This is a genomic window from Arcicella gelida, assembly GCF_034931025.1.
Classification (GTDB): domain Bacteria; phylum Bacteroidota; class Bacteroidia; order Cytophagales; family Spirosomataceae; genus Arcicella; species Arcicella gelida.
In genome coordinates this window covers 75,997-90,628 of record NZ_JAYGIL010000003.1, presented here as the reverse complement: position 1 = coordinate 90,628, position 14,632 = coordinate 75,997, and the positions used below count along the sequence as shown (strand labels likewise).

Here is a 14,632-nt window from a genome sequence, read left to right as displayed (position 1 = left end):
AGCCTTATAAAGTGATGATTTAAACTAACAATCAAGCGTTTCAGCTCAAAACCTGTCTATCAACATGCCTTACTTGGTAAATTTGAAAAGGAAAGGATAAGTAAGAAATGAGAAAAATGAGTAACCATATATTTTTTTGGATAGCCTATACTTTGTACTTTTTTTTATCTGGATTCATTACTACTCCTGAAAAGTTTACTCAAATCCATCACATTTTTCAAAATGTGATTATTTCTGTATTAGAAATTATCGCATGTTTCTACCTACTCTTGTATCGAATTTTCCCAGAAACATTACCCACCAAAAAATACCAATTATTATTCTTTTCATTAATTACTTTGGCAGTGATTTGTTCAGTTGGTAATGCCTTTGTTATTTATTTTTACAGGGCCATTATTCACGAAAAGTTCAATTTTTATAGATCCTGTACAGTTGGTTTAAACAACTTATATCTATCAATACATTTTGCTTTGGCATATTGGTTTGCTACCAATTTTATCCAAAATGTAAGAGAGCAAAGTAAAGCCGAATTACAAAAAAACATGTTAGAAAAATCAATTTTAGAAGCAGAGTTATCCTCTCTCAAAAATCAGATTAATCCACATTTTTTATATAATTCTTTGAACTTCCTGTATGCCCAAGCATTGCCAATGTCAAAAAAACTATCCGATTCTGTGATGTTACTGGCTGAAATGATGCGCTATACTGTTAAAGAAAACAATAATGAAGGCAAAGTATCTTTGATAAAAGAAATACAATACATTAAAAACTATGTAGCAATCCAGCAAATTCAGTTTGATGGGAAACTCAATGTTGAGCTGGAAATCATTGGAAATATTCATTACAGACGTATTCATCCATTAACGATAAGCCCACTCATTGAAAATACTTTTAAAAATGGTGTTTTAAATGATATTCAATGCCCCGTAAGCATTTGGATTGAAACACAGGCCAACAATTTATTTCTAACGATTACTTACAAAAGGAAGATAGGGATCAGTGAAAAATACATTTTTGATGATTTGATGGATGTCCGTAGGCGATTGTACATCGGATACTTTAATAATCATTTTATCAAATTTGAACATACTGATTGCAATCAAAAAATCTTCTTGAAATTAAGCTTATGAATTCTATCAACATTAGATACCACTATTATTATTGGATATTGGATTTTTCATTTCATGCTTTTATACATTATTCAAATTTCGACACCAAAATCAACGTTACTAGCTTAGGTATTATTTTCTATAACATTCTCTTGAAAATGTTGGTATTCTATTTATCCCTAAAGGTAATTTTCCCTTTGCTCCTTGACAGAAAAAAGCCTATCATGCTGAGTCTGGTAACGATTTTAGTTATTTTTCTGATAGCAAATCTGGGCGTTCTGATTGACAGAACCTTGATGCCTAAAACAGAAGAGAACATTAATACTACTCCTTTTTGGAGTACCAATGTAATGCTAAGATTTTGGTATTTAATGATGATGATTCCGACGGCGTTTGTGTATTGGTATGCTGAAAAGATTGTGAATCAAGAAAAAAGGAAACAGGAAATAGCAAGGCAAACAAATGAGCTTGAAAAAGTAATTGTAAGGTCTGAACTTTCAAGTATTAAAAATCAAATTAATCCAGACTTTTTATTTAAAACCTTACATTTTTTCAATGTTCAAGCAAAGGTATATTCTACCAATTTATCAAGGGCGATTACGTTACTTTCAGACATCATGAGTTATGCTTTACATGATAATTATCAGGTAGAAAAAGTACCTTTATCTTCTGAATTAAAACATATTCAAAACTATATAGAAATTCAACAATTACGTTTTGATAACCGTTTACAAATTATCCTGAGTGTTTTCGGTGATTTATCTGAGAAACGAATCATGCCTTTAATTCTGATTACTTTCGTAGAAAATGCCTTTAAACATGGAGAATTGAACAATTGTGAAAGACCACTCAGAATTGTGGTTGAAGTTCAAGAAAATGAATTACGATTTATGACTCATAATTATAAACGAGAAGGACCAAGGGAAATTTCTGGAAAGATTGGACTAGAAAATACTAAAAAACGTCTTTTATTAGGTTATGCTGGCTCACATTGTTTAAAGATTACCGACGAAGCTGGCTTTTATGAAGTAAGCCTTTCTTTGAAAGTATAACGGTTTTCTCAAGATAGTCGAAAATAAAAAAAGGCCACATCTTTTCGACGAGCCTTCTATTATCTTAATTAGATGAAAACTGGTTGAAAATAATAGGCGCTCTATTTACTGAGAATGACTTTAATGTATAAAACTTTAGTCCTCAAAATTTGCCTTAAAGAATTGTTAACAAAAATTATTTACACCAAACCCTTATAAAAAATGACGAACTAGAGCTTTTCAAGGGTAAACACATTTATCGGCATTTCGCAGTGTTTACTTGTCCATTTCAAACATTATAATCTAACATACAATCTGTAATTTTGTAAAATGAACGTTCAGAAATTGCTTTAAAATATTTATAAAATAGTATTCACAAACTGCTATTTAAATGGTTTACTGAAAATATTATCCAATAAATCAGCATCAGAAACCTTTTGCAATAAATAAAAAACAGAATTCATCCTTTAAAAAGAAAGCTTGAATTTTTACACCCGAAATACCACTATGAGTATAAATTGTTTAATCATTGACGACGAGCAAGCTGCGATTGATATTCTAAGAAGTTATATCAAAAGCATTCCCTCATTAAATCTTGTGGCAACCAGTATTGACCCACTAGAAGCACTGGATATTGTAAATACTCAGAAGATTGATTTAGTTTTTATTGATATTCAAATGCCAGAACTTTCGGGTATTAGTTTTATAAAGCTTGTAAAAGGCAGATGCAAGTTTATTCTTACAACGGCTTACAAGCAATACGCCATTGAGGGCTTTGATAATAATGCCATTGATTATTTAATCAAACCTATTGCCTTTGAGCGCTTTTTACAAGCCTTACAAAAAGTACAAATTCCACACTCTGCCAGTAATACTATTCAAGAAAGTAATACTGGGAATCAAGTGAACACCGATAATTTTATCTTCGTAAAAACCGATAATCGTATCCAAAGAATTAATCTATCTGAAATACTATTTATTGAAGGTTTGGGAAATTATGTAACGATTCATACCGAAAAAGGAAAGTTTGTAACACTCTTGAATGTAAAAGATTTAGAAGAATCTTTGCCTTCAGAGGCTTTCGCCAGAGTACATCGTTCTTATATAATTTCTTTAAGTAAGATAGAGTTTATAGAAGGAAATCAGATTTATTTAGACAAAGACCTGAATATTCCACTGGGCGATACTTATAAAAATCAACTTTGGGCGATTCTCGACGGCAAAACAATTACAGGGAAAAAGCCGCCTTTCTGAGATGAAACAAGAAAAGAGTCTGCATTAAAATACAAGTTGTAACAATCTTTTCCGACCTTTGTGAAAATTTTTCAACGACTTTAATCATTTTATGAGACCAGACCAACGACCATTTATCGTAGGCATCACCGGAGGCAGTGCTTCGGGCAAAACATTATTTCTCAATCAATTACTTCATTCTTTTTCAAAAGATGAGATTTGTTTGATTTCACAAGATAATTATTACAAAAACCGACACGAGCAAGTTATCGATAAACATGGTTATATTAATTTCGATGAACCCGAATCGCTAGACTTACACCAGTATGCTCTGGATGTTGAAACGATTCGTTCTGGTGAAGCTTTCCAACGAAAAGAATATACTTTCAATAATCCCGATATTGTTCCTGAAATAATAACATTTCAACCTAAGCCTATCATTGTTGTAGAAGGATTATTCGTTTTTTACTTTAAAGAAATTGCTGATTTATTAGATTTGAAAATCTTTGTGGATGCTAAAAGTAAAATCAGACTCGACAGACGTATCAAAAGAGATGCGCAAGAAAGAGGTTATGGCGAAAAAGAAGAAGTAATGTATCGTTGGGATAATCATGTTGAACCTGCTTTCAAAAAATATGTAAAACCTTATCGTAAAACATCGGACATTGTGATTCCAAACAATATTCACTTCGAAAAAGGACTTGAAATTTTGGTAGGATATTTAAGAAGTAAAATATAGACGCTCTTTAATGAGGCTAAAATGGCTAATGACATAAAAATCATTAGCCATTTTTTATATTTGATGGATAAGATATTTTGTGATTCCCGAGAGATGTTTTATGTCATCGAAGACATATTTTGTGATTCCTGAGAGATGTTTTGTGTCATCGAAGACTTATTTTGTGATTCCTGAGAGATGTTTGAGGTCTTCGAAGACTTATTTTGTGATTCACGAGAGATATTTTATGTCATCGAAGACATATTTTGTGATTCCTGAGAGATGTTTGAGGTCTTCGAAGACTTATTTTGTGATTCACGAGAGATGTTTCAGGTCATCGATGAGATATTCCAACTTATCTTATTCATTAGGGCTGGACTTAAGTCCAGCCCTAATGAATAAGAGAGGATTTTCTGATAATGCTAAATCAAAGGAAACTCTCCAGCCTGATGCTTCTTTGCCATCGCTACATAATGCAAGGCACTCAAGGTAAGTTTTTCAGCTTGTTCTGGTGAAATTTGTCGGATGATTTTGGCAGGAATGCCCACCACCAAAGAATAATCTGGAATTTGCATTCCTTCTGGCACTAAAGCGTTTGCACCAATAATACAATACTTCCCAATTGTGGCTTTATTCAAAACAGTTGCACGCATACCAATCAGCGAAGAATCTCCGATTGTAGCACCGTGAACAATTGCCCCATGCCCTACTGTTACATCGTTTCCAATAATCGTTGGGTCATTAGGGTCAGCATGCAAAACAGCAGTATCTTGGATATTACTACGGTCGCCAATGCTAATTTTCTCTACATCAGCTCTAATGACAGCTCCGTACCAAACAGACACATCTTTGCCAAAGCTTACTTGTCCCATTACCGAAGCATTTGGGGCTATAAATGGTTTATTTTCCATGAAAAATTCAATTAATATCGTTAAAACAAAGGTACACAAATGAGCTACAATGAGTACAAGTATATGGAAAATCTCTTCAATAAAGGATAATAGTATAGTTTTTGAGTGCTATATTTAAGCTCGTTTTTAAAAATTATTATCCAAATAAAAATGTCCAATTTACAAATTATGAAGAAAGCTTGGCTTGTTTCTGCATTATGTTTACCAATGCTTGCAAATGCCCAGCAAAGTGTTTCCTTAGACGATATGTCTTTTTGGAAAACATCTGACAAAACAAACTGGCAAATCGCTGGTGACGTAACAGCAGACATCACTAAACCTGAAACAATGACTTTGGCAACAGGAAAGGGTGTCCTTGCCAATTTACCAAATCCTCAAAATCGTGCTAATTTACAGTCAGTTGCAGAATTTGCAGACGTAGATGTATCTTTCGATTTTATGATGGCGGTGCATTCTAATTCAGGTTTTTACTTGATGGGAAGATACGAAGTTCAGCTATTAGATAGCTGGGGTGTAAAAAATCCTGCAACGGGCGACTGTGGCGGTATTTACAAACGTCGTCGTTATGAAAATGGAAAAGAAATTCTTTTTGAAGGACATGCTCCAAGATTAAATGCTTGCCTTGCTCCTGGTCTTTGGCAACACATGGATATTTCATTCCAAGCACCACGTTTTGATGCTTCTGGCAAAAAAATCGCTAATGCTAAAGTACTTTCTATTAAATTGAATGGCTATACCATTCAAGAAAATGTTGAGTTGACGGGTCCAACGGGCGGTCCAATTTCTGAAACAGAAGCACCAACAGGTCCATTCATGATTCAGGGCGACCACGGTGCAGTGGCTTTTCGCAATTTTAAGCTTTCAAATTTAGGTGGAAAACCTGCTGAACTTTCAGACATTTCTTACAAAGTGTTTTATGGTAATTTCAGAGAGCCTAAAGATTTCTTGAGCAAAAAACCTGATGCTACAGGTAAATTAGATAAACTTACTTGGGAAGTTGGCACTAAAACCAACGATTTCGCTCAAATCTTCAATGCTACTTTAAAAGTACCTGAAGCAGGTAAACATACTTTTACTTTCCAAGCAGGTGGTAAATATTATGTAAACGTAAACGGGAAAGAATTACTTGCAGACGAGTGGACAACTTCACGTGACAAACGTACCGCATCAATGGATTTACCAGCAGGAAATGTTCCCGTTGAAATTACGATTTATAAAACTGATGGTTGGATTTCGCCAATTCTTGGTATGGAAGTTCAAGGCCCTAACTTCAGAGCCGTTCCTTTCCATTCTTTAGGTTCAGTATTAGCAGGTACTCCTTCAGACCCAATTTTATTGGATGCTCCAGAATCTACTTTACTTCGTTCGTTCTCGGATATTTACAAAGATGGTAAAAAGCAAAAACGTATCGTTCATGCTATCAATGTGGGTAATCCTGCCAAATTACATTATACTTATGATTTAGATAATGGTTCAATCGCACAAATCTGGAAAGGAGAATTCTTGAATACTTCACCAATGTGGGATGATCGTGGTGATGGTTCTTCTCGTCCAAGAGGTCCAATCTTGAATCTTGGTGATGTTCCTTTGATTGTTTCAGGAGAAACTAAAACTTCATTGACTGATGCAGTGGCAAGCAATGCCAACTTCCGTACTTTAGGTTATGATGTTGATGCTGATAATTTACCAACTTTCCGTTATCAGATTTATGGTACAGAAGTTGAAGACCAAGTGAGAGTTATCGACGGAAAATACCTTTCTCGTACTTTAACGCTTAAAAATCCAGAAGCAAATTCAGCTTTACTTTGTCGTTTGGCAGTTGGAAAAAGCATCACAAAATTGACTGACGATTTGTATGAAATAGACGGAAAAAGCTATTTTATCAAAGTATCAAGTGCTGCTACGATTGAAAAATCTGGAGACAATACCATCTTACTTGTTCCAGTAAAAGACAAAGTACAATATTCTGTAATGTGGTAAAAATCCCTCAAAATTATGAGGTTTTAAATCTGAAAAATCAAATGAATATCAAAAATATAAGCCAGTCATTTAGCCATTCAATTACCAAAATCGGTTTGGCATTGGCAATGACTACTGGAGCTTTTGCACAGGATGCTCCTACTGAAAACGATTATTATAAAATTGCTAAACTTCCAATTCCAGAAGGAATCGTGTTAGAAGTTGGTGGTTTGGTTACTTTACCCAATGGTGATTTAGCAGCCTCTACTCGTCGTGGAGATGTTTATATCATCGAAAACCCAAATTCTAGTTCGCCAGTATTTCGCAAATTTGCGAGCGGTCTGCACGAAATTTTAGGACTTGCTTACAAAAACGGTAATCTGTATTGTGCGCAAAGAGGTGAATTAACCAAATTGGTTGATAAAAATGGCGACGGCAAAGCTGATCGCTACGAAACAGTTTATTCTTGGCCAATTTCTGGACATTATCATGAGTACTCTTTTGGCCCTAAAATCGGTCCAGATGGTTCATTTTATGTAACTGGAAACGTAGGTTTTGGAAATTCTGACTGGTGGGCTGGAAAATCATTTGTGCCTTGGAGAGGTTGGACAATGAAAATTACTGAGGATGGTAAAATGACTCCATTTGCTGCGGGTATGCGTTCTCCTTGCGGAATCGGTATGATTGACGGAGAATTCTTCTACGGAGATAACCAAGGTGACTGGATGGGTTCTGGTTTTATTTCACAAGTAGAAAAAGGTGATTTCATGGGTCATCCAGCTTCATTAGCTTGGGCAGACCGTCCAGATTCTCCTGTGAAAATGCGTGCGGACATGATTTATTCAAAGGTTGATCCAAGAGATAATCCAAGAGTAAAACCAGAATACGTAAAAAATGAGCCAATGACTACGATTTACGAAATGGGCAAAACTACGTATCCAAACATGGGCATTAAATCGCCCGCAGTATGGTTGCCTCACGGAGTATTGGGCGTTTCTACTTCAGAAATCATTCAAGATGAAACACAAGGTGGTTTTGGCCCTTTTGCAGGTCAAATTTTCGTTGGTGACGAAGGGATGTCTAAAATTGCCAGAGTATTCTTAGAAAAAGTAAATGGTAAATTCCAAGGTGCTTCTTTCGATTTTAGAAGCGGCTTCCGTTCAGGCGTATTAAGAATGGCTTGGGGAACAGACAAAGCAATGTTTGTAGGCGGAACAAATCGTGGTTGGGGTTCTACAGGGAAAGAAGCTTTCGGTTTAGAAAGATTAGTATTCTCTGGAAAAATGCCTTTCGAAATGAAAGCAGTTAGAGCCATGCCAGATGGCTTTGAAATTGAATTTACATTACCAGTTGATAAAAAGACGGCTGAAGATGTAAACAATTATGACGTTTCTAGCTATACATACAAGTATCATCCAGTATATGGTAGCCCAATTGTAGATAGAAAAGACAATGCAGTAAGAGGTGCAAAAGCAAGCGAAGATGGTTTGAAAGTACGTATTGTAGTTGATAATTTACGTGAAGGGTATATTCATGACATTAAACCAGAAGGCGTACTTTCGGCAAATTCTCGTTTGAATGTATTGCACGGTTCGGCATATTATACTTTAAATAGTATTCCACAAGGTGCTAAAGCAAATATCACTTTAGTAACACCCAAAACTCGTGCTCAACGTGAACGCATTGATGCTGGTGCAAAAGTAAATACGCCAGATAATCAAATGAAAGAAGCGATGCCAACAGCAGCTGGTGAAAAAGCAAAAGCTAAAATGACATCAAGTGTAATTTCAGATGCTGAGGCGATGAAATTATTAAGCAAAAGTACTTGTTTGGCCTGCCACAAAGTAAACGAACGTGCAGTTGGACCTTCGTATCAAGAGATTTCAAAACGCAAATATACAGTAGCTCAAATTGAAGCCTTGATTTATGAACCAAAGCCTTCTAACTGGCCAGAGTTCGCTACTCCAATGCCACCGATGGCACATTTACCAAAAGGTGATGTGAAGAAAATTGCCACTTGGATTAGCTCTTTGAGTAAGAAGTAAACATTAGATTAAACGTAAAAAGGCGATTCTGTTAAACGGAATCGCCTTTTTTTATGATATTTTTAATCAATCTTCTGATTTACTTGGGAAAAGATATTTGGTAACTGCTAAGAAAAATGCTGTAACATTGATGGTAGTCGAACCAATTAATCCTAAAATGATGGAATCCGATAGCACTAAAAGCTTCAATCCAACAAAAACAATAATAGCAACAATTGAGATTAGCCAACCTACTACCATAAAAAATATCCACTTAGCAAACTTCTTTCTCTCAGAAATATCCTGCTGTTTTCCTTGAATTTGTGTGGCTTTCGCTAAATCATCTAAATTAGATAAAGTGTATTGATCAGGTTTAGTTTCAACTCGTCCAAAAGCTAGTTTTGCTTTTTCTTCAAGCTGTTGCAAAGGCGTCATGTGCATCAACTTTTATATCAAAGGTTTCTTTAAAATAATCTGCAATTAGGTCATTCTCAATTTTGGCATTGCTAAAATTTTCTAAGCCTTCGTTTTTAAATACTTTAAACCAAGGTGAATTTTCAATATGTGTCCAATTTGATAATTGTACCGCATCTACATCTTTAGTAATATTCCATGTTAAATCAATCGCTTGTTCGGCTGAATCACAAAGGACATCTAATTTTAAAACAATTGCTTGATTAGATAAAGCTCCAATTAAGGTTGGTTCTACAATCGGTTGATTTCCCCAGTTTTTATAATAATTATAAACTTGAGGAATAACTGGTCCGTATTTCCAAGCTTCAATATTTTCATTGATTAATGGCTTACCAGAATACACTAAATGTAAACCATGTGCTATATAAAGCATTTTCTGTAACTTCATTTGCGTTACAGGTTTGCCATTATCAATAGCCCTATTCACAAATTTGCTTGCTATTACTAATGCTGAATACATAGTTTTATGATTTTTTTATACCATTTAACGTAAATTTAGTTTTTTTAGTTTTATCCACAAGATACTCAGGTAAATAGTTCTTCAAATTAATAGTTTAGCATTTAGATAAAACAAAAAATCTTTACTTCATTTCCCTTATCGACAATTCGTAGAAGAACAAAACCACAGTTTTCAACAAATGCTATCAATTCATTTTCTAAATAAAGTTGCTTTAAACATCCTTCATGAATTTCGCCTTGATATTTGGCTAATTGTTCTTCGATAAAAAGCACCCCTCCTTTTTTCAGTATTAATTTACAATCATTTAAGATTTCATTGTGAAATAAAAACTCATGAAAACTATTAATAATCAACACTTTATCAAAGGTATTTTCAGGTAGATTTGTGCTTTTTTCTGAACCAATAACGGGAATAAATTTCCCTTGAATTGACTTTCCTAAGAATTTCTCATAGAACAAAACACCTTCATTAATTTCTTCTTCATTACATAATTCCTCATCAATATCTTGCAGATAAAAAGTCAATCCATCAACTTGTGAAGCAAAGTAAATTTCCCAAACTCCGCCAGAAGCACCAATAGAGGCTATGGTTTCATTAGTTTTAAAATCGTAAGTTTTGAGTGATTTTTCCATAAAAAAGCCCTTTCAAGTAGAAAGGGCAATGTTTTTTATTAAGTTTTTATCTGATTATTTAACATCGAAACTTCCCGAACCAATTTTATATCCTTCGCAAAATATTTCTACTGTATAATGACCAATTCTGTATTTCGTCGCTCCGCCTCTTGCATAAATCATTTCAACAGCTTGTCCATTATTTTGATACAGAATATCTTTTTTAACGGTGTAAGTAGTTTCCTTTCCAGCTAACTCAAAATTTCCAGAGCCTGCATTTGTATCGAACATTACAGCTCCGTCTGGGTCTAGTACTCTTACAAAAACCGATTTTACATTTTGTTTAGCAATCAGATTCGGTTGTAATTGAAAAACAATTTTAATCTTCTCAATTTTTGATACCTTATAAACTCCGTTACTTCGTTCTTTATTTCTCTTTGAAATGGCATTTACTTTTACTGCTTGTGCTTGCAAAGAGGATGCTAAATTTACTGTTGCTGTGAGTGCTTGATTTCTTTTTGCATAAACTTCAAGAGAATCACTCAACCCTTGTTTTACCATTTTAAGTAGAATATTTTCACTACTTAACGACACATTTTCCGAAACAAGACTTTTGTTCTTTTCAAGTAATTTAGTATTCTCTTTTTTATACTTTGCAATCTCTGTATCTTTTTTAACTAAAATACTTACATATTCTTTAATTCTTTCCTCATACTGAGCCAGCGAAAATGTATTGGCTCTTCTCAAAAGCATTCTATCGTTTTCTAATTGCTTTTTGGTAGCTTCCAAATCCTCAACTTTCCCTCCTAACGACTTTATTTGAGCAATTTTAGCGTCTAATTGTATTCCGATTGAATCTAAACGAATACTTGTTGAGGATAAAGCTTGAACTTTTTGACGAATTACATCTTCTTGAGATTTCTTAAAACTGTTGGCATCAAACAACAAATAGGCAAGAATTGCGACTATAATAGCTAAAAAAACAGTTAATACCTTCCAAAAACCACTGCTTTGCGATGTCTCTTCCATAAATAAGTTAAATTTTGGCAAGCACTAGTCAATGGCTAACCTAATAATTTCATTGAGTTTCCGAATTTAGTAATTCCGACTGGATTAGAGAAATTTTTAGCTGTAAAGTTCAACGCAAAAAAGCCTTAAATTTCAGCTATTTAAGGACTTTGTCACTAAAAACACATCCAAATCTCTCTTATTATTTCGAGTTTTTTATCCTGATTTACCGAATACAAAATTTATTTATTTCAATAGATTCTATCTTTTATTGCGGAGTAAAAAATGAAGAAAAGAGCTTCTCAAAACATTCCCAACTGTTCGTTACTTCCTAATTTCCCTGTATAATAATCATTAACGTCTTTGTAGTTATCTGGAAGATTTTTCCGTGTGCTTGAGATATTGAAATGAGTAAATATTTTCTCTAATTCTTCGGCTGCTTTGTGTCCAGCCTTATCGTTATCTAAATAAAAAACTACATTCACTCTTTTGAAAAGCTTTGCCCATTCTTTCTTAAAAATATTCGCTGTCCCTAAACTTACGGCTGTTTTACCTTCTTGTACTAAACGCATACAATCAAAAGCTCCTTCTGTTACATAAACGGTTTCGTCTGTTTTGGTTTTCTTCAAAGCATCAGCATTAAAAAGCGTTAGCGGCTGATTGCTCAAAAAACAATAACGATTTGTACCTTCGCTGGGTTTTCCAATGACACGTCCTTGTAAATAAACAATTCTCCCTTCTCGATAATACGGAATAATCAACGAATGAGCGTAAAAAATAAGGTTATTGCGCTGATTATATAAGCCCGATTCCTGTAAATCTAAAGTAGAAAAATGCTGTTTTAAATACCATGTTACTTCTGTATAATCTTTAATGACGAACAGATTAAAGGCTTTAATGGTTTTATCTGTAAAACCACGTTGTTTTAAATAAGCAAGTGCAGATTGTGATAATTCGTTGGATTGCTGTTGCAAACAAAAATTACGAAAGGCTTCATAAATCTGCGAGTGAATTTCTTCTGTAGGTTTTTCTTTCTCTTGTACTCGTCTGATGGCAGCAACTTCAAATAAATTACTTGTTGGTAGTTTTTTCTTAGCAAACTTTTTAGCTTGTTGAAAACCTGGAATATATTCTACTGCCATTTCTTGAATAGTAGATTTTATATCCATTTTTTTTACTTCTGAATATAAACTGATGCTATTACCTGTTTTAGCACAGCCAAAACAATAGAAGCTATTGCTATGTGGGTAAAGTACAAGCGAAGGCGTATCATCTTCATGAAATGGACAAATCATTCGTTGCCGTTTTACATCCAATCCCAAATCTTCTGCCACTTGAAGAATAGATACTTGATTGAGTTCGTCTAAAATATTCATATCATAATGATTTAAAATTTATCCGATATATCCTTAGAACTAACTGAACTTAAACACAAAAACCCGTAAGAATGATTGATTCTAACGGGTTTTATTAGATGATTTTCAATGAAACTTAGTTATTAAATTTCATTTTCAATTCATTAAGTCTTGCTTTTACAGAAGTATCAATCTGACGGTCGTTAACTTGGAGGATATATCCACCGATTAAATCAGCATCAATTTTCTCAATTACTTCTACAGTTTTTCCTGTATTTCCTGCAACAATTTGCTGAAATTCAGCTTTTTGAGACGCTGTCAAAGGAGTAGCTGTGGTAACATAAGCTTTTTGAATACCTTTATGCAATTCGTATTGCACTAAATAGTCTTCAGCAATAAGTGGCAATACAGCTTCACGGTTTTTTTGAGTAATGATTTCAAAAATAGCCATTGTTGAATCATCTACTTTACCTTTGAAGATATTTCTAAGAATCGTCAATTTATGGTAATGAGAAACGATAGGGTTTTTCAGCAGTAAAAAAAACTGATGATTTTCGTCGCAAACTTGGTTGAAGAGTTTCATATCTTCATATACCTGAGCTTCAACGCCTTTTTCTATTGCCAAACCAAGTAAAGATTTGGCATATCTGAACGCAACGGTTTGCTGGGACATTTCGATTTTGGATTTTTGAGGTTGAATTTAGATACCAAAGTATCGTCATTCTTTATTCAAATCTTAATATCAATAATGATATTAGTTTAATTTAGCATCAGCCAATAAGCTCGTTACTAAGGCTTCTTGCGCAGCACGGTCAGCTAATTGGTTACGTAATACTTTCTCTGCAATTTCTAAAGATAAAGAAGCAGCTTCTTTTCTTAACGAAGCAACAGCAGCTACTTTTTCTTGGTTGAATGCTGCACGAGCTTTTTCAATTTCTTCAGCACCAGCTTTTTGTGCTTCTGCCTTTGCCTGAGTAATCATTGCTTCGCTAGCTTCTTTTGCTTCTTTTAACACTCTGTCACGTTCAGCACGTGCTTCAGCGATTAATTTCTCGTTACCAGCTTTCAATTCAGCCATTTCTTGGCGAGTTTTTGCTGCTAAAGAAAGAGCATCTTCAATTGATTGTTCTCTTTCTTGTAAAGATGCCATGATTGGTTTCCAAGCAAATTTTGATAACAAGAAAAACAAAAGACCAAAAATTACTAATTGCCAAACTATTAGACCAAGACCAGGGGTAATTAAATCCATCGTTGTCTGTGATTTTGTATGTGAAAATTTCTATGAATGCTTTCTGAAAATGTAGGCTTAAATACTGTTGTAAAAGATTTAGCTACATTTGAGTTTTTGAGATGAAAATCAGCAAAAGCCTAATGCTTACTTTGCTGATTTTCAAATTTTGCTTTGGTTCAGTTTTGATTACCGAGAAACTAGCTTTTTCGGAGATAAAAGCGAATCAGTTGGTTTTGAATTACTTCAACGTTACCAACAAACAGATTACCGCTGCAAAAAGAGCTACGGCTTCAACGAATGCTGCAACGATCAACATAGCACCTTGGATTTTTCCAGAAGCTTCAGGTTGACGAGCGATAGCTTCCATTGCAGAACCACCGATACGACCAATACCTAAACCAGCACCGATAGCTGCAACACCAGCACCTAAACCAGCAAGACCTAAACCTAAAGAAACTTCTCCTAAGATTGACAAAAGTGACATAATTGTAATTGTTTATTTGTTAAA

The 14,632-nt window shown here is 34.3% G+C and carries 15 protein-coding genes; 6 read left to right on the top strand and 9 right to left on the bottom strand.

Annotated elements, in window-relative coordinates; genetic code table 11:
• The first annotated feature begins 116 nt into the window (after positions 1–116).
• From VB776_RS02225 to VB776_RS02210, 4 genes are all read left to right on the top strand, one after another.
• On the top strand, positions 117–1,130 hold the full coding sequence (locus VB776_RS02225) for a sensor histidine kinase (protein ID WP_323325597.1): 1,014 nt from the start codon (positions 117–119) through the stop codon (positions 1,128–1,130).
• A complete protein-coding gene (locus VB776_RS02220; RefSeq protein WP_323325595.1) occupies positions 1,127–2,161 on the top strand; it encodes a sensor histidine kinase in 1,035 nt (344 codons plus the stop codon). Before VB776_RS02225 ends, VB776_RS02220 begins: the two co-directional genes overlap by 4 nt.
• A 486-nt stretch (positions 2,162–2,647) precedes the next feature.
• Positions 2,648–3,394 carry a LytR/AlgR family response regulator transcription factor gene (locus VB776_RS02215; protein WP_323325593.1) on the top strand — a complete coding sequence of 249 codons (747 nt, stop codon included), beginning with the start codon at positions 2,648–2,650 and terminating at the stop codon, positions 3,392–3,394.
• Between the two features lie 91 nt (positions 3,395–3,485).
• Complete coding sequence (locus tag VB776_RS02210; RefSeq protein ID WP_323325591.1) at positions 3,486–4,112, top strand: uridine kinase family protein; 627 nt, start codon at positions 3,486–3,488, stop codon at positions 4,110–4,112.
• A 401-nt stretch (positions 4,113–4,513) separates the two neighbouring features.
• Here the strand turns inward: VB776_RS02210 and VB776_RS02205 are convergent, their stop codons facing one another.
• A complete protein-coding gene (locus VB776_RS02205) occupies positions 4,514–5,002 on the bottom strand; it encodes a gamma carbonic anhydrase family protein (protein WP_323325589.1) in 489 nt (162 codons plus the stop codon).
• 150 nt (positions 5,003–5,152) lie between these two features.
• On the opposite strand from VB776_RS02205, the gene VB776_RS02200 reads away from it, so the two are divergent.
• Positions 5,153–6,982, top strand: a complete 1,830-nt coding sequence (locus VB776_RS02200; protein WP_323325587.1) for a family 16 glycoside hydrolase — start codon at positions 5,153–5,155, stop codon at positions 6,980–6,982.
• Positions 6,983–7,023: 41 nt separating this feature from the next.
• The gene (locus VB776_RS02195; protein ID WP_323325585.1) at positions 7,024–9,006 is read left to right on the top strand and encodes a c-type cytochrome; all 1,983 of its coding nucleotides are present in this window, start codon (positions 7,024–7,026) and stop codon (positions 9,004–9,006) included.
• A gap of 66 nt (positions 9,007–9,072) precedes the next feature.
• Here the strand turns inward: VB776_RS02195 and VB776_RS02190 are convergent, their stop codons facing one another.
• The 8 genes from VB776_RS02190 to atpE form a co-directional block, all read right to left on the bottom strand.
• A complete protein-coding gene (locus tag VB776_RS02190) occupies positions 9,073–9,420 on the bottom strand; it encodes a hypothetical protein (protein ID WP_323325583.1) in 348 nt (115 codons plus the stop codon).
• Positions 9,398–9,919 carry a Panacea domain-containing protein gene (locus VB776_RS02185; RefSeq protein WP_323325581.1) on the bottom strand — a complete coding sequence of 174 codons (522 nt, stop codon included), beginning with the start codon at positions 9,917–9,919 and terminating at the stop codon, positions 9,398–9,400. Before VB776_RS02185 ends, VB776_RS02190 begins: the two co-directional genes overlap by 23 nt.
• A gap of 101 nt (positions 9,920–10,020) precedes the next feature.
• Positions 10,021–10,551: a methyltransferase domain-containing protein gene (locus tag VB776_RS02180; protein WP_323325579.1), complete on the bottom strand. Its 531-nt coding sequence runs from the start codon at positions 10,549–10,551 to the stop codon at positions 10,021–10,023.
• Between the two features lie 54 nt (positions 10,552–10,605).
• A complete protein-coding gene (locus VB776_RS02175) occupies positions 10,606–11,559 on the bottom strand; it encodes a hypothetical protein (RefSeq protein ID WP_323325577.1) in 954 nt (317 codons plus the stop codon).
• A gap of 281 nt (positions 11,560–11,840) precedes the next feature.
• Positions 11,841–12,914, bottom strand: coding sequence for a CHC2 zinc finger domain-containing protein (locus tag VB776_RS02170; RefSeq protein ID WP_323325576.1), 1,074 nt, complete (start codon positions 12,912–12,914; stop codon positions 11,841–11,843).
• 115 nt (positions 12,915–13,029) lie between these two features.
• Positions 13,030–13,566, bottom strand: a complete 537-nt coding sequence (gene atpH, locus VB776_RS02165; RefSeq protein ID WP_323325574.1) for an ATP synthase F1 subunit delta — start codon at positions 13,564–13,566, stop codon at positions 13,030–13,032.
• An 81-nt stretch (positions 13,567–13,647) separates the two neighbouring features.
• On the bottom strand, positions 13,648–14,142 hold the full coding sequence (gene atpF / locus VB776_RS02160; protein ID WP_323325572.1) for a F0F1 ATP synthase subunit B: 495 nt from the start codon (positions 14,140–14,142) through the stop codon (positions 13,648–13,650).
• A 220-nt stretch (positions 14,143–14,362) separates the two neighbouring features.
• The gene (gene atpE, locus VB776_RS02155; RefSeq protein WP_184129022.1) at positions 14,363–14,608 is read right to left on the bottom strand and encodes an ATP synthase F0 subunit C; all 246 of its coding nucleotides are present in this window, start codon (positions 14,606–14,608) and stop codon (positions 14,363–14,365) included.
• Positions 14,609–14,632: the final 24 nt, after the last annotated feature.

What these genes read in the sequence shown, in the direction of transcription:
- VB776_RS02225 (WP_323325597.1), top strand. Translation starts at nt 117, where the DNA reads ATGAGTAACCATATATTTTTTTGGATAGCCTATACTTTGTACTTTTTT.
- VB776_RS02220 (WP_323325595.1), top strand. Translation starts at nt 1,127, where the DNA reads ATGAATTCTATCAACATTAGATACCACTATTATTATTGGATATTGGAT.
- VB776_RS02215 (WP_323325593.1), top strand. Translation starts at nt 2,648, where the DNA reads ATGAGTATAAATTGTTTAATCATTGACGACGAGCAAGCTGCGATTGAT.
- VB776_RS02210 (WP_323325591.1), top strand. Translation starts at nt 3,486, where the DNA reads ATGAGACCAGACCAACGACCATTTATCGTAGGCATCACCGGAGGCAGT.
- VB776_RS02205 (WP_323325589.1), bottom strand. Translation starts at nt 5,002, where the DNA reads ATGGAAAATAAACCATTTATAGCCCCAAATGCTTCGGTAATGGGACAA.
- VB776_RS02200 (WP_323325587.1), top strand. Translation starts at nt 5,153, where the DNA reads ATGTCCAATTTACAAATTATGAAGAAAGCTTGGCTTGTTTCTGCATTA.
- VB776_RS02195 (WP_323325585.1), top strand. Translation starts at nt 7,024, where the DNA reads ATGAATATCAAAAATATAAGCCAGTCATTTAGCCATTCAATTACCAAA.
- VB776_RS02190 (WP_323325583.1), bottom strand. Translation starts at nt 9,420, where the DNA reads ATGACGCCTTTGCAACAGCTTGAAGAAAAAGCAAAACTAGCTTTTGGA.
- VB776_RS02185 (WP_323325581.1), bottom strand. Translation starts at nt 9,919, where the DNA reads ATGTATTCAGCATTAGTAATAGCAAGCAAATTTGTGAATAGGGCTATT.
- VB776_RS02180 (WP_323325579.1), bottom strand. Translation starts at nt 10,551, where the DNA reads ATGGAAAAATCACTCAAAACTTACGATTTTAAAACTAATGAAACCATA.
- VB776_RS02175 (WP_323325577.1), bottom strand. Translation starts at nt 11,559, where the DNA reads ATGGAAGAGACATCGCAAAGCAGTGGTTTTTGGAAGGTATTAACTGTT.
- VB776_RS02170 (WP_323325576.1), bottom strand. Translation starts at nt 12,914, where the DNA reads ATGAATATTTTAGACGAACTCAATCAAGTATCTATTCTTCAAGTGGCA.
- atpH (WP_323325574.1), bottom strand. Translation starts at nt 13,566, where the DNA reads ATGTCCCAGCAAACCGTTGCGTTCAGATATGCCAAATCTTTACTTGGT.
- atpF (WP_323325572.1), bottom strand. Translation starts at nt 14,142, where the DNA reads ATGGATTTAATTACCCCTGGTCTTGGTCTAATAGTTTGGCAATTAGTA.
- atpE (WP_184129022.1), bottom strand. Translation starts at nt 14,608, where the DNA reads ATGTCACTTTTGTCAATCTTAGGAGAAGTTTCTTTAGGTTTAGGTCTT.